Annotated in this window: 15 protein-coding genes; 9 read left to right on the forward strand and 6 right to left on the reverse strand. The window is 71.8% G+C overall.

The genetic code is table 11. The features are described 5' to 3' along the window. Nucleotides 1–63 precede the first annotated feature (63 nt). Nucleotides 64–291 (reverse strand): hypothetical protein, encoded by a 228-nt coding sequence (locus AB0F62_RS32010; protein WP_361807240.1) that lies wholly within the window; start codon nucleotides 289–291, stop codon nucleotides 64–66. A gap of 160 nt (nucleotides 292–451) precedes the next feature. Between AB0F62_RS32010 and AB0F62_RS32015 the strand changes: the two genes are divergently transcribed. Continuing rightward, nucleotides 452–676, forward strand: coding sequence for a hypothetical protein (locus AB0F62_RS32015; RefSeq protein WP_361807243.1), 225 nt, complete (start codon nucleotides 452–454; stop codon nucleotides 674–676). Between the two features lie 9 nt (nucleotides 677–685). On the opposite strand, the gene AB0F62_RS32020 is transcribed toward AB0F62_RS32015, so the two are convergent. Further along, nucleotides 686–1012: a hypothetical protein gene (locus tag AB0F62_RS32020; protein WP_361807246.1), complete on the reverse strand. Its 327-nt coding sequence runs from the start codon at nucleotides 1010–1012 to the stop codon at nucleotides 686–688. Between the two features lie 451 nt (nucleotides 1013–1463). On the opposite strand from AB0F62_RS32020, the gene AB0F62_RS32025 reads away from it, so the two are divergent. Further along, on the forward strand, nucleotides 1464–1745 hold the full coding sequence (locus tag AB0F62_RS32025; RefSeq protein WP_361807249.1) for a hypothetical protein: 282 nt from the start codon (nucleotides 1464–1466) through the stop codon (nucleotides 1743–1745). A 35-nt stretch (nucleotides 1746–1780) separates the two neighbouring features. Here the strand turns inward: AB0F62_RS32025 and AB0F62_RS32030 are convergent, their stop codons facing one another. Continuing rightward, nucleotides 1781–2359 carry a hypothetical protein gene (locus AB0F62_RS32030; RefSeq protein ID WP_361807252.1) on the reverse strand — a complete coding sequence of 193 codons (579 nt, stop codon included), beginning with the start codon at nucleotides 2357–2359 and terminating at the stop codon, nucleotides 1781–1783. 106 nt (nucleotides 2360–2465) lie between these two features. Here AB0F62_RS32030 and hemL point away from each other — a divergent pair, with 106 nt between their 5' ends. The 7 genes from hemL to ccsB all read left to right on the forward strand — a co-directional run bounded on the left by hemL (nucleotide 2466) and on the right by ccsB (nucleotide 10763). Beyond that, the gene (gene hemL, locus AB0F62_RS32035; protein ID WP_361807255.1) at nucleotides 2466–3779 is read left to right on the forward strand and encodes a glutamate-1-semialdehyde 2,1-aminomutase; all 1314 of its coding nucleotides are present in this window, start codon (nucleotides 2466–2468) and stop codon (nucleotides 3777–3779) included. Continuing rightward, entirely contained in the window at nucleotides 3776–4450 is a 675-nt protein-coding gene (locus AB0F62_RS32040; protein ID WP_361807258.1) for a histidine phosphatase family protein, read from the forward strand. Before hemL ends, AB0F62_RS32040 begins: the two co-directional genes overlap by 4 nt. Before the next feature lie 558 nt (nucleotides 4451–5008). Then, nucleotides 5009–6313: a hypothetical protein gene (locus tag AB0F62_RS32045; RefSeq protein WP_361807261.1), complete on the forward strand. Its 1305-nt coding sequence runs from the start codon at nucleotides 5009–5011 to the stop codon at nucleotides 6311–6313. Between the two features lie 184 nt (nucleotides 6314–6497). After that, complete coding sequence (locus AB0F62_RS32050; protein WP_361807264.1) at nucleotides 6498–7115, forward strand: TlpA disulfide reductase family protein; 618 nt, start codon at nucleotides 6498–6500, stop codon at nucleotides 7113–7115. A 1-nt stretch (nucleotide 7116) separates the two neighbouring features. After that, complete coding sequence (locus tag AB0F62_RS32055) at nucleotides 7117–7881, forward strand: cytochrome c biogenesis protein CcdA (protein ID WP_361807267.1); 765 nt, start codon at nucleotides 7117–7119, stop codon at nucleotides 7879–7881. 3 nt (nucleotides 7882–7884) lie between these two features. Continuing rightward, the gene (locus tag AB0F62_RS32060; protein ID WP_361807270.1) at nucleotides 7885–9681 is read left to right on the forward strand and encodes a cytochrome c biogenesis protein ResB; all 1797 of its coding nucleotides are present in this window, start codon (nucleotides 7885–7887) and stop codon (nucleotides 9679–9681) included. Continuing rightward, nucleotides 9678–10763: a c-type cytochrome biogenesis protein CcsB gene (gene ccsB, locus AB0F62_RS32065; RefSeq protein WP_361807273.1), complete on the forward strand. Its 1086-nt coding sequence runs from the start codon at nucleotides 9678–9680 to the stop codon at nucleotides 10761–10763. The genes AB0F62_RS32060 and ccsB overlap by 4 nt, the downstream gene beginning before the upstream one ends. A 25-nt stretch (nucleotides 10764–10788) precedes the next feature. Here ccsB and AB0F62_RS32070 read toward each other — a convergent pair whose 3' ends face one another. The 3 genes from AB0F62_RS32070 to AB0F62_RS32080 are packed head-to-tail and all read right to left on the reverse strand — an operon-like array spanning nucleotide 10789 to nucleotide 12617. Next, nucleotides 10789–11742: a 2-oxoglutarate and iron-dependent oxygenase domain-containing protein gene (locus AB0F62_RS32070; protein ID WP_361807276.1), complete on the reverse strand. Its 954-nt coding sequence runs from the start codon at nucleotides 11740–11742 to the stop codon at nucleotides 10789–10791. Further along, the gene (locus tag AB0F62_RS32075) at nucleotides 11739–12185 is read right to left on the reverse strand and encodes a nucleoside deaminase (RefSeq protein ID WP_361807280.1); all 447 of its coding nucleotides are present in this window, start codon (nucleotides 12183–12185) and stop codon (nucleotides 11739–11741) included. The genes AB0F62_RS32070 and AB0F62_RS32075 overlap by 4 nt, the downstream gene beginning before the upstream one ends. A 21-nt stretch (nucleotides 12186–12206) precedes the next feature. After that, a complete protein-coding gene (locus tag AB0F62_RS32080; RefSeq protein WP_361807283.1) occupies nucleotides 12207–12617 on the reverse strand; it encodes a PLD nuclease N-terminal domain-containing protein in 411 nt (136 codons plus the stop codon). Between the last annotated feature and the right edge of the window lie 29 nt (nucleotides 12618–12646).

Consider the following 12646-nt stretch of genomic DNA (forward strand, 5'->3'; position numbering starts at 1 on the left):
CCCGCCCCGGAATTTCGGGATCCACATGCGGGACAAGCGTTCGAGCGGCTATGCTCCGCCGCCTCAAGCGGTATGACGCAGATACAGGGCGCCGCAACTGTGGCAGAACGGCTGCGCCGCCGGTGTCCCCCACGCGTCCTCCGGCTGCACGGCCGCGGCGGCGGAGAGCTCCCGGCCGCACAGCGCCGTGGCGGCGTCGTCCTCGACCATGTGCCAGGCCTTCAGCGGGCTGCCGCCGGCCGGTCCGCCGTCCTCGGTGTCGTACTCGGCGCGCATCTCGTACACGGGCATCGCGGTGCCTCCGGATCGGTCATGCCCCTTGTGGTGCCGGTAGTCCAGTATGTCCGCGGTGCGGCGGCTCGGCGATCGCAGTTCCGCGGGGCGCGCGTACCGCAGGCGGCGGGTCCGGGGCTCGGTCCGTCCGTCGTACGAGGGAGGCGCGCGGCGGGGCGTGCGCCGACCGGCGCGGGGCGCCCCGACGGGCACCGGCCGCCCCTGGTGTCACGGTGGAGGCGGCCGCGGCCCGCGGGACCCGCATCCGGGCATCCGGCTGCCGCTGCCCGGCCTGCCGTCCGGCACGCACCGCCTGGGGATCGCGGCGAGCCTGCGCGAGCCCGGCGGACGCCGCCCCAGTGGGCCGGCGGCCGCCGTGGACGGGCTCGTGCTCACCGTGTGACGTGCCGTTTCACGCGGCAGAGTCGGCGTCCCCGTCCCACGCGACGCCGATCTCCCGCAGCCAGCGCCGGTCCTCCGGACCCGGAGGGCCTGCCTGACCGGCCGGACCGGCCGGATCGGCCAACAGCCGCGGGTCCACGGGCAGTTCGGTCCCGGCTATCGACGCACCGCCCTTGCCGCCCGCGTGCACGACGCTCTCGTCGCCGCGTTCGAGCACCAGCAGTTCGTAGCGGGGCGGCCACTGCAGCAGGATCCGCCGGCGGCAGACCGGGCAGTACCACTCCTCGGCGCCCGAACTCCTCGTCTCCGCCAGTCGCATCTCGTGGATCTCGCTCATGCTCGTCTCCGTCCGTGCGAGGGCACAGGGGACGGAGCGGCGAACCGCCCCGTGTACCGGTGTGATGCCCGATCCGCCCCGATCAATCCCGGTCGACGGCATCGTGCTGAGTGACCGGAGGATGGCGCACCGTCACCGATTCCGTCACATTCCGTGACCGGAGAAGTCCCCACCGCATGAATGGGGTCCGAAATTAGGGGATTTCACCCTATGTATTGACTGCGGGGAGTAATGGAACTTAGGGTTCATGTCAGAGGATGTGTTCGACGGCTCTTATGAGCCGCGTCCCGTCCGGCACTTCACGTCTGTGATGGTGCGTCCGCACCCGAGGTCCGGGCGCACCCCCGTCGCATCCGTGCCGGGCGCACCGGCCGGTGCGACGCGCGCACGGTCGAGAGACCTGCGTCGACGTTCCGCACCTCGAAGGGGAACGACAATGCGCGTCAAGAGCATGACCATTCGTCGTGTCGCCGCGGCGGCACTCGCGGCACCGATCCTCGCCCTCGTCGGAGCCGGCGCCGCCGGCGCGGCACCGCAACAGGCCGTCCCCGCCTCGCAGCAGTCCGCGGCCACCCATGGCGGCTGCGGCTACGGAGACTGGGGCTACGGATGGCGCTACAACCATCACTTCGACGACGACTGTGACTACGGCTACGGCTACTACGGCGGTTACGGCGGTTATGGCGGCTACAACTACGGCTACGACAACGGCATCGTCGTCGTGGTCCTGTAGCGGCCGTCAGTGAGCACGCACTCGCCCGGCGCCCCTCACGGCCACACCAGGCAGTAGAGCTGGTGTCCGCTCTCGTGGCAGCGCTGGGCGAAGTCCTGCCACTCGTGGAGCATCTTGTAGATCATGAACGCGTCCCGCGGCCCGCGGCGGTCGGGGACGGTCGACCAGATGAAGGCGGCGGCGCCGAGGGCCTCCTCGTCGGCCTTGCGGAGCGGCTCGACGACGGAGTGGGGCAGTTTGACGACGGCGTAGTCGGGGTGGAGCACGACCAGTTCCAGGGGCGGCACTTTGGCCGGGGGTATGCCCTCGATTCCGGTGAGCACCATGGCGGCCATCGTCTCCGGCTTGACCTTGGTGTACATGCCCTGGCCCAGCTCGTCGCCGCCGAGCTCCTCGGGTCGCATGGAAATGGGGACCCGCGCGGCGGTGGCGCCGTCGGGTGCGCCGAAGTACTTGTAGGTCACCCCCACTCGGCCACCCCTGCTCCCGCTTTTCTCAACGGACGTATCGCGCTCTGTCGAAGGCCGGCGTCGCCGGCCGGTGGGGCGGGCGTGCTCGGGATCGGGGTCGTCCGCCCCGCCGCCCACGTCACCGCGTTCGCCACCGCGCTGCATTCCACTACCCGACCATCCGCAGACCCAACCGCGCAACCCGATCATCGTCTCAGATGCACGGTCGATACCTCGTCGCGCAACGCCCGGCATTTGAGAACATGTGCTTGTGAGCTATCCGTACGCCTACGAAGCGCCAGTTTCTCAGACCTTGTTCGATCGAGCAGCCGCCGTGACCCCTGGTGGGGTGAACAGCCCGGTACGCGCCTTTCGTGCCGTGGGCGGTACGCCCCGGTTCATGGTGTCCGGAGCGGGTCCGTACCTGAAGGACGCGGATGGTCGCGAATACGTCGACCTCGTCTGCTCGTGGGGGCCGATGATCCTCGGCCACGCGCACCCCGAGGTGATCGCCGCCGTGCAGGCGGCGGTCGCGCGAGGTACGTCCTTCGGCACGCCCGGTGAGGGCGAGGTGGAACTGGCCGAGGAGATCGTGGCGCGCGTCACGCCCGTCGAGCAGGTGCGACTGGTGTCCTCCGGGACCGAGGCCACCATGTCGGCGATCCGGCTGGCGCGCGGATTCACCGGCCGGGCCAAGGTGATCAAGTTCGCGGGGTGTTACCACGGTCATGTGGACGCGCTGCTGGCCGCCGCGGGTTCCGGGGTTGCCACTTTCGGGTTGCCGGACACCCCCGGGGTGACGGGCGCGCAGGCCGGCGACACGATCGTGCTGCCCTACAACGACCTCGAGGCCGTACGGACCGCGTTCGCCGCCCACCCCGGTGAGATCGCCTGCGTGATCACCGAGGCGTCGCCCGGCAACATGGGCGTCGTGCCTCCGGCCGAGGGCTTCAACCAGGGCCTGGCGGACGTCTGCCGCGAGAACGGCGCGCTGTACATCTCCGACGAGGTCATGACCGGCTTCCGCGTCTCGAAGGCCGGCTGGTACGGCATCGACGGCGTCCGCCCCGACCTGATGACCTTCGGCAAGGTGATGGGCGGCGGCTTCCCCGCCGCGGCCTTCGGCGGCCGTGCCGACGTGATGGCGCACCTGGCCCCCGCCGGCCCGGTCTACCAGGCGGGCACGCTCTCCGGTAACCCGGTGGCCACCGCCGCGGGCCTGGCCCAGCTGCGGCTGCTGGACGACGCGGTGTACCGGACGGTGGACTCCGTCGCCGCCGAGGTGTCGGGCCTGGTCTCGGCCGCGCTCTCCAAGGAGGGCGTGGCGCACAGCCTGCAGACCGCGGGGAACATGTTCTCGGTGTTCTTCACCGGGGACCGGGTGACCGACTACGACGAGGCCAGGCAGCAGGAGGCGTTCCGCTTCACGGCCTTCTTCCACGCGATGCTGGCCCAGGGCGTCTACCTGCCGCCCTCCGCCTTCGAGTCCTGGTTCGTGTCGTCGGCGCACGACGGCGCCGCCATCGAGCGGATCGCCGCCGCCCTGCCGGCCGCCGCCCGCGCCGCAGCGGAGGCCACCGCATGAGCGAGATCACGGTCGTCCACCTGATGCGGCACGGCGAGGTGGAGAACCCCACCGGGGTGCTCTACGGGCGCCTCCCCGGCTACCACCTGTCCGATCTCGGCCGGAAGATGGCGGACCGCGTCGCCGAGCACCTCACGGGCCGCGACATCACGTACGTCGTCGCCTCGCCGCTGGAGCGCGCGCAGGAGACCGCCGCGCCGATCGGCGCGGCCCTCGGCCTGGACGTCGCGCGTGACGAACGGCTGATCGAGGCCGACAACGTCTTCCAGGGCAAGACCTTCGGCGTCGGCGACGGCGCGCTCAAGCACCCCGCCAACTGGAAGCACCTGGTCAACCCGCTCCGGCCGAGCTGGGGCGAGCCGTACGCGGACCAGGTCGTCCGCATGACGGCCGCGCTGGAGGCCGCCCGGGACGCGGCCCGCGGCCACGAGGCGGTGTGCGTCAGCCACCAGCTGCCGATCTGGATCGTGCGCAGCGCCGTCGAGCACCGGCGCCTGTGGCACGACCCGCGCAAGCGGCAGTGCACCCTGGCGAGCCTCACGTCCTTCACCTTCGAGGGCGACCGGATCGTCTCCGTCGGCTACACCGAGCCCGCCCGCGACCTGGTCCCGGCGCATCTGCTCGCCGGCGCGAAGCCGGTCAAGGGCGGCAGCAAGGGCTTCGGCGCCTAGAGCACGCCTAGAGCACGCCGAGAGCCCGTCGTCCGGACCTCCGAGGCGGTGCGCACGCCGGGTACGCGAGGGTCGTCCTCTCGAAGAGGGCGGCCCCGTTCGCGTGGCCGCGCCCACCCTTCGCGGGCCGGCGCCCGGCGCCCCGGACGGCGGTGCGCACTCGCGGCGCGCCGGTGACCTTCGTATCCGGCAGGACCCCTCCCTGGACGCCCGGTTGCCGAACCCGCGGCCGGCGGTCCCCGGCGCCTCCCCTCCGGGGCCACCTGCTACGGTCGATGATCGATCATGTGGACCCGCTCGGGGCCCTCCTCCTCACGCCGACGACGGCGCCCGCCTCCCCGCGGCCCGCCTCCCCGCCCGGGTCTGTGAGGCCTCTCGAGAAGGGGCGCCGGTCACGCAGGACGACCCCCTTCGGCACGTGCCGTGACGGCCGCCGCCGCGTGGCCCGTTTCGGTGCCCCTTCCCGGTGAATTGGGGGACCCCGGGCTGGAACCCCCCGGCCGCACATGGCATCTAGCGCCGTGAGGCCGAGGCGACGCACGGGGATTGGGGCGCGGAATGCGGGACATCAGCCGACGAGGAGTACTGGGTCTGGCGGCCGGAGCGGCCGCCGCCGGACTGGCGGGCTGCGCCGGGGACGGACCCGGCGTGCGGCACGGGAGCGGAGGGCCACCGGTGTCGCGGACACCGCGTGCGTCGGACCGGCCCCAGGCGTCGCCCTCCCCCTCGGTACGGGTGATCGGTGACGGCTCCACGACGGACACCGGCCCCCAGCCCCACCAGCCCGCCGCGGAGCGGCTGGAACCGGGGCAGACGCCGCCGCAGTTCGTGATCTTCTCCTGGGACGGGGCGGGCGAGCTGGACAACGGGCTCTTCGAGCGGTTCCGGAAAGTGGCGGACGATCACGGGGCGAAGATGACCTTCTTCCTCTCCGGGATCTACGTGCTCCCCGAGTCGAAGAAGGAGCTCTACAAGCCGCCGCGGAATCCCGTCGGCGCCTCCGACATCGGCTACCTCACCGACGCCCACGTCCGGGCCACCCTGCGGCAGTTGCGGCTGGCCTGGCTCGAGGGCCATGAGATCGGCACGCACTTCAACGGCCACTTCTGCGCCGGCTCGGGCGCGGTCGGCCGCTGGAGCCCGGCCGACTGGCGCAGCGAGATCGAACAGGCCGTCTCCTTCGTCGAGAACTGGCGTACCCACACCGGTTTCACCGATCTGCCCGCTCTGCCCTTCGACTACCGCAAGGAGCTGATCGGCGGCCGTACGCCCTGTCTGCAGGGCCAGCGTTCGCTGCTGCCGACCGCCGCGCGCCTGGGCTGGCGCTACGACGCCAGCGGGCCGGGCGGCCTGCAGGTGTGGCCGGGCAAGAGCCACGGGCTGTGGGATCTGCCGCTGCAGGCGGTGCCCTTCCCCGGCCGCTCCTTCGAGGTGCTGTCGATGGACTACAACATGCTGGCCAATCAGTCCGTGAACTCCACGCGCGGCAACCCCGCCCGTTACCCGGCCTGGCAGCGGCAGGCGCGCGACGCCTATCTGTCCGGTTTCCGGCGGGCGTACGAGACGAACCGCGCGCCGCTGTTCATCGGCAACCACTTCGAACAGTGGAACGGCGGGATCTACATGGACGCCGTCGAGGAGGCGCTCCGCCGGATCGCCGATCACGACGACGTCCGGCTGGTGTCGTTCCGCCAGTTCGTCGACTGGATGGACGCCCAGGATCCGGCGGTGCTGGCGAAGCTGCGCACGCTCGGGCCGGGACGGAGTCCGGCGGGCGGCTGGCGCCGATTCCTCGCGCAGGAACGTTCCTCCACCTCGCCTTCCGGCAGCACTTCCCCCGATCCGTCCCTTTCATCCCGGTAGTGGCGGGCAGGCCGGATCCCGGACGGCCTGCGGCACGCACATCGACCGGGACGCCCCGGCGGACGCGTTCGCGCACCAGGCCGAGAGCGGGGATTAACCGCCGCTTACTTGGGGCATTCGCCGCTTTCGGCAAAGGTGTCGGGGGTGCGCAAGATCGCCGCGGACCCCATGCGAAACTTTTCACATGAGTCCTACGCGCGCCCTCCGACGCCGTCCGCTCCGTGGTGCCGCGGCACTCGCGGGGGCGGCCGCGTTCGCGCTGGCCGTCACGGCCTGCTCGACCTCGACGACCTCCGGCAACGGCACCGGTTCCGGGACGAACTACGTCGGCGGCACCGGTCAGATCTCCACGGTCGAACGCGGCCACCGGGTGGCCGCGCCGGAGCTGAGCGGGAAGTCCGTCGAAGGCGCCCCGCTCAGCCTCGCCGACTACAAGGGCAAGGTCGTCGTCCTCAACATCTGGGGCTCGTGGTGCCCGCCCTGCCGGGCCGAGGCGCCACACCTGGCCAAGGTGGCGAAGGAGACCGAGTCGAAGGGCGTGCAGTTCGTCGGCATCAACACCCGTGATCTGCAGACCGCGCAGGCCAAGGCCTTCGAGAAGGAATTCGGCATCCCCTTCCCGAGCTTCTACGACCCGTCGGGCAACCTGGTGCTGCGCTTCCCCAAGGGCAGCGTCAACCCGCAGGCCATCCCCTCCACGTTGATCATCGACCGCGAGGGGAAGATCGCGGTGCGCGCCCTGAAGGAGCTGAGCGCCGGGGAGCTGCACGAGGTGCTCGACCCGGTGATCGCGGAGAAGTGACGTGAGCGCACTCGCCGCGGCCGGCGACGTCAACCAGACCGTGTTCAGCGGCGCGCTGCTCGCCGCCGTGCCGATCGCACTGCTGGGCGGCCTCGTCTCCTTCTTCTCCCCCTGCGTGCTGCCGCTCGTCCCGGGCTACCTGTCGTACGTGACCGGCGTCACCGGCACCGACCTGGCCGAGGCCCGCCGCGGCCGGATGCTCGCGGGCGCGTCGCTGTTCGTCCTCGGCTTCACCGCCGTCTTCGTCTCCGGCGGCGCGCTGTTCGGCAACTTCGGCTGGACGCTGCAGGAGCACAAGGCGGTCATCACCAGGGTGCTCGGCGCCCTCACCATCGTCATGGGGCTCGCCTTCATGGGCCTGGTCGGGGGCATCACCCAGCGCGAGTTCCGCTTCCACCGCAGGCCCACGATGGGCCTGGTGGGGGCGCCGCTGCTCGGCCTGCTCTTCGGCATCGGCTGGACCCCGTGCATCGGCCCGACGCTCGCCGCCGTCCAGGCACTCGCCTTCAACGAGGCCAGCGCCGGCCGGGGCGCGCTGCTGACCGCCGTCTACTGCCTCGGACTCGGCCTGCCGTTCATACTGGCCGCCCTCGCCTTCCGCCGCGCGCTCGGCGCCTTCGGCTGGGTCAAGCGCCACTATGTGTGGGTGATGCGCCTCGGCGGTGGCATGCTCGTCGCCGTCGGCGTCCTGCTCGTCACCGGCGTGTGGGACCACATCGTCTACCAGATGCAGATCTGGTCGTCCGGCTTCACCCCAGGGATCTGATCCATGAGCTCCAAAGAGACCGCGGCGGAGGCCCCCGGCCCCACCGCAGAGCCCGCTGCCGAGCCCACCGCGGAGCCCGGTGCCGACCTCGGCGCGGCCGGCGCACAGCTGTCCACCGCGCCCGTCGAGGACCTCGGCCAGGCCGTACCCGGCTCCTTCGGCGGCGTCCGCAGGCCGGGCCTGGCCGGCGGGCTGGCCTGGACCGGCCGTGAGGTCTGGGGCTGGGCGCGCTGGACCTGGCGCCAGCTCACCTCGATGCGGGTGGCGCTGATCCTGCTCTTCCTGCTGTCGCTGGCCGCCGTCCCCGGTTCCCTGGTGCCGCAGACGGCGGTCGACGAGCTCAAGGCGCAGGCGTTCAAGGACGCCCACACCACGGTGACGCCGATCTACGAGAAGCTCGGGCTCTTCAGCGTCTACAGCTCGGTGTGGTTCTCGGCGATCTACATCCTGCTGTTCGTCTCGCTGGCGGGCTGCATCGTCCCGCGCAGCTGGCAGTTCGTCGGCCAGCTCCGCGCGAAGCCCCCGGCCGCCCCGCGCAACCTCACCCGGCTCCCGGCGTACGCGACCTGGCGCACCGAGGCCGAACCGGACGCCGTGCTCGCCGCCGCGCAGCGCGCGCTGCGCGGCCGCCGGTTCCGCACCCAGACCTCCGGAGCGGCGGTCGCCTCCGAGAAGGGCTTCCTGCGCGAGGCCGGCAACCTGGTCTTCCACGTCGCCCTGTTCGGCATGCTGATCTCCTTCGCGCTCGGCGGGCTGTTCAAGGCCGAGGGCGGCAAGCTGATCGTCGAGGGCGACGGCTTCAACAACACGCTCACCCAGTACGACGACTTCAAGCCGGGAACCTTCTACAACGCGGACGACCTGGAGACCTTCGGTTTCACGCTGGACGGCTTCGACGCCTCGTACGCGCGCAGCGGCCCGCAGAAGGGCACCCCGCGCACCTTCCGCGCCAACATCCACTACTGGACGAGCCCGGGCGGCAAGCAGACGAAGTCCGCGATCGAGGTCAACGAGCCGCTGGAGGTCGGAAGCTCCAAGGTCTACCTGATCGGCCACGGCTATGCGCCCGTCGTCACCGTCAAGGACGGCCAGGGCAACGTCGTCTTCCAGGGCCCGGTCCCCTTCCTGCCGCGTGACGGCAACCAGACCTCGCCCGGCGTGATCAAGGCGATGGACGTCCGCGACCACGCCGACAGGAAGACCCAGTACGCCTTCCAGGGGATCTTCACCCCGACCTTCGCGCTGGACGCGCAGCAGGGGCCGCACTCGACCTTCCCGGCCCTGGACTACCCGGTGCTGGCCCTGACCGCCTACCACGGCGACCTGGGCGTGGACGCGGGCCTGCCGCAGAACGTGTACCAGCTCAACACCAAGAAGATGAAGCAGTACAAGGACGCCGACGGCGAGATCCTCAACGACATGCTGCGGCCGGGCGACACCCTCACGCTGCCCGACGGCGATGGCTCGCTGACCTTCGACGGCGTCAAGACCTGGGCGACCTTCCAGGTCTCCCACCAGGTCGGCAACGGCTGGGCGTTGATCAGCGCCGTGGCCGCGATCGCGGGCCTGGCCGGGTCGTTGTTCATCCAGCGCCGCCGGATCTGGGTGCGCGCGGTGCGCGGTGGCGACGGTGCCACCGTCGTCGAGCTGGCGGGCCTCGGCCGCAGCGAGTCGGCGCGGATCGCCGACGAACTCGGCGACCTCGCGGCCGACCTCACGGCCACGGCACCCCCGCTGCCGGAAGCGGACCCGGAAGTTTCAGCAGAACCCCTGCCCGATGACGAAGGAGCGCGCGCGTGACCATCGCTGCCGCGGTCAACGAGAACGTCGCCAACATCAGCAACTACCTGATCTACTCGGCGATGGCGGTCTACACGCTCGCCTTCCTCGCGCACATCGCGGAGTGGGTCTTCGGCAGCCGCAGCAAGGTCGCCAGGACCTCCGCCGCGCTCGCCGCCCCGGACTCCGCCCCTGCCGCGTCCGCGGTCGCGGTCACCGTGAAGCAGGGCGGCGGCACCGCCACCCTGGCCCGTCCCAAGGTCGTCACGCGCGCCACCAGCAGCGAGCGCGGCTTCGCCGACGGACCCGGCGCGGCCGGCGGCACCGAGCAGGGCGACCTCTACGGCCGCATCGCGATCTCCCTCACCGTGCTGGCCTGGGCGCTGCACGTGGGCGCCGTCGTGGCCCGCGCGATCTCGGTGCAGCGCGCCCCCTGGGGCAACATGTACGAGTTCTCGACGACCTTCGGCGCCTCCGCCGTCACCGCGTACGTCGTGCTCCTCGCGCTCGGCAAGAAGGTCCGCTGGATCGGGCTCTTCCTCACCACGACCGTCCTGCTCGACCTCGGTCTCGCCGTCTCGGTCCTCTACACCGACAGCGACCAGCTGGTCCCGGCCCTGCACTCCTACTGGCTGTGGATCCACGTCTCCTGCGCCATCATCTCCGGCGCGGTGTTCTACCTGGGCGCGGTCGCGACGCTGCTCTACCTCTTCCGGGACCGCTACGAGACCGTGGTGATGGCCGGGGGCAAGAACGAGGGCGTCTGGGCGCACATCATGTACCGGCTGCCCGCCGCGGCGACCCTCGACAAGTTCGCGTACCGCGTGAACGCCATGGTCTTCCCGCTGTGGACGTTCACGATCATCGCGGGCGCGATCTGGGCCGAGGCCGCCTGGGGCCGCTACTGGGGCTGGGACCCCAAGGAGACCTGGTCCTTCATCACCTGGGTGGTCTACGCGGCCTACCTGCACGCCCGCGCCACCGCCGGCTGGAAGGGCCGCAAGGCCGCCTACCTGGCGCTGCTCGCCTTCGCGTGCTTCCTGTTCAACTACTACGGCGTGAACATCTTCATCACCGGCAAGCACTCCTACGCGGGCGTCTGAGCCCCCGTCCGGCCCGGCCCGGGGCTCAGCCCAGGCCGATCGCGTCCAGCTTGGCCCGCAGGTACGCGTGCGAGTCCACCGGCTCGTACGCGTGCCTGCCGACGGGCGCGGGCAGTGACGCGACACGGGTGCCCGGGTCGCACTCGTGGAACCACACCAGGGACATCAGCTCCTCCGCCGGGGCGTCGGCCGGCGGGGGCAGCACCCGGTGCCGTCCGGAGCGCCAGCGGTCGCCGGTCCAGCGGGCCATCAGGTCGCCGATGTTGACCGTGAGGGCGTCCGGCTCCCAGGGCGCGTCCTGCCAGCCGGCTTCGTCGGTGTGCACCTGGAGGCCGCCCTTGCCCCGCTGGCGGTCGAGCACGGTGACCGTGCCGAAGTCGGTGTGCGGGCCGATCCTGAACTGGCCCGGTTCGGGCGGCCCGAGCACGTCGGTGCCCGGGTACCAGTTGATGTTGAAGCCCCAGGTGGGGTGGCGGGCGTGCCGGGTGAAGAGGTCCCCGGGCCCGCCGAGGGCCGTGGCCAGCAGCTCCAGCAGCCGGTCGCAGAGCCCGCGCATGCGCGCCGCGTACTCCGTCACCAGAGGCCGCAGCTCCGGTGCCTCCGCGGGCCAGACGTTCGGCAGGAACCACTCGACGTCCACCGCCGGATCGCCGGTGGGCTCCTCGGCGGCGAACGACCAGGACTCCTTCAGATCCGGCGGGGTCGCCGTGCCCTCCGCATAGCCGTTGGCCTCCGCGCCGGGGCCCAGCCAGCCGCGCCCGCCCACCCGCACCGCGTACGGCTCCTTGACGGCGGCCGGCAGCAGGAAGAAGCCGCGGGCGGCCTCCCGGATCGCCGCGCGCAGCCCCGGGTCGACGCCGTGCCCGGTGACCAGCAGAAACCCGGCCGTGCACAGGGCCTCGTCGACGGTCGCGGAGAGCCGGGCGCGGTCGGCGGCGCCGCCGGAGAGCCAGGGGCCGAGGTCGATGGTGGGGATCATGCGCCGATGTCCTCGTTCCACAGGTCGGGGCGGGCCGCGATGAACTCCGTCATCAGGGCGACGCACTCCGGGTCGTCCAGCAGGACGATCTCCACGCCGTGCTCGGCCAGCCAGTCGTGGCCGCCGTGGAAGGTCCGGGCCTCGCCGATGACGACCCGGGAGATGCCGAACTGCCGGACCAGGCCGCTGCAGTACCAGCACGGCGACAGTGTGGTCACCATGGTCGTGCCGCGGTAGCTCCGCTGCCGCCCGGCCGCGCGGAAGGCCGCCGTCTCGCCGTGCATCGAGGGATCGCCGTCCTGCACCCGGCGGTTGCGGCCGCGGCCCAGCACCGTGCGGCCGTCGGGGCCGTACAGGGCCGCGCCGATGGGGATGCCGCCCTCCGCGAGCCCGGCCCGGGCCTCGGCGACGGCCGTCGCGAGCATCGTCTGCGCGTCGTCCATGACGGCAGTGTGCCGCAGGGATCAGCCGCGGGGCGGGTTCTCCTGCGCGTCGCCGGAGCCGCCCTCGCGCCGCCGCAGCTCCTCCTCGCGGCGCCGCAGGTCGTCCTCCCAGCTCTTGAGGAGCCGCTCGTCCTTCTTGTTCTCCTCGCGCAGCGAGGAGAGGAACTCCGGGTTGTCGTCCGGGGCGACCCACTGCGTGCGGTGGTTGCGGTGCCACTCCGAGGGCGTGCTGCCGCCTTCGGGGCCCGTGCGGTGCTTGCCGGCGACCAGCCAGGCGATGGGGCCGACCAGCACCTCGCCGAAGAGCAGGATGATGATGACCCACACCACCTTGGGCAGGCCGCGGACCTGCTCCTCGGGCGTGTTGAGGCAGTCGATGAAGGCGTAGATCCACAACGCCAGCACCAGCAGGACGGGGATGAGCCGGATCATCGCGGGAGTGCCCCCCAGGCAGCGGCGGC

Source organism: Streptomyces sp. NPDC026673 (assembly GCF_040638135.1).
Classification (GTDB): Bacteria; Actinomycetota; Actinomycetes; order Streptomycetales; family Streptomycetaceae; genus Actinacidiphila.

Coding starts and splice junctions, on each gene's coding strand:
- AB0F62_RS32045 (WP_361807261.1), top strand. CDS start 5,009: ATGCGGGACATCAGCCGACGAGGAGTACTGGGTCTGGCGGCCGGAGCG.
- AB0F62_RS32050 (WP_361807264.1), top strand. CDS start 6,498: ATGAGTCCTACGCGCGCCCTCCGACGCCGTCCGCTCCGTGGTGCCGCG.
- AB0F62_RS32025 (WP_361807249.1), top strand. CDS start 1,464: ATGACCATTCGTCGTGTCGCCGCGGCGGCACTCGCGGCACCGATCCTC.
- AB0F62_RS32020 (WP_361807246.1), bottom strand. CDS start 1,012: ATGAGCGAGATCCACGAGATGCGACTGGCGGAGACGAGGAGTTCGGGC.
- AB0F62_RS32010 (WP_361807240.1), bottom strand. CDS start 291: ATGCCCGTGTACGAGATGCGCGCCGAGTACGACACCGAGGACGGCGGA.
- AB0F62_RS32030 (WP_361807252.1), bottom strand. CDS start 2,359: ATGCAGCGCGGTGGCGAACGCGGTGACGTGGGCGGCGGGGCGGACGAC.
- AB0F62_RS32075 (WP_361807280.1), bottom strand. CDS start 12,185: ATGGACGACGCGCAGACGATGCTCGCGACGGCCGTCGCCGAGGCCCGG.
- AB0F62_RS32070 (WP_361807276.1), bottom strand. CDS start 11,742: ATGATCCCCACCATCGACCTCGGCCCCTGGCTCTCCGGCGGCGCCGCC.
- AB0F62_RS32040 (WP_361807258.1), top strand. CDS start 3,776: ATGAGCGAGATCACGGTCGTCCACCTGATGCGGCACGGCGAGGTGGAG.
- AB0F62_RS32080 (WP_361807283.1), bottom strand. CDS start 12,617: ATGATCCGGCTCATCCCCGTCCTGCTGGTGCTGGCGTTGTGGATCTAC.
- AB0F62_RS32060 (WP_361807270.1), top strand. CDS start 7,885: ATGAGCTCCAAAGAGACCGCGGCGGAGGCCCCCGGCCCCACCGCAGAG.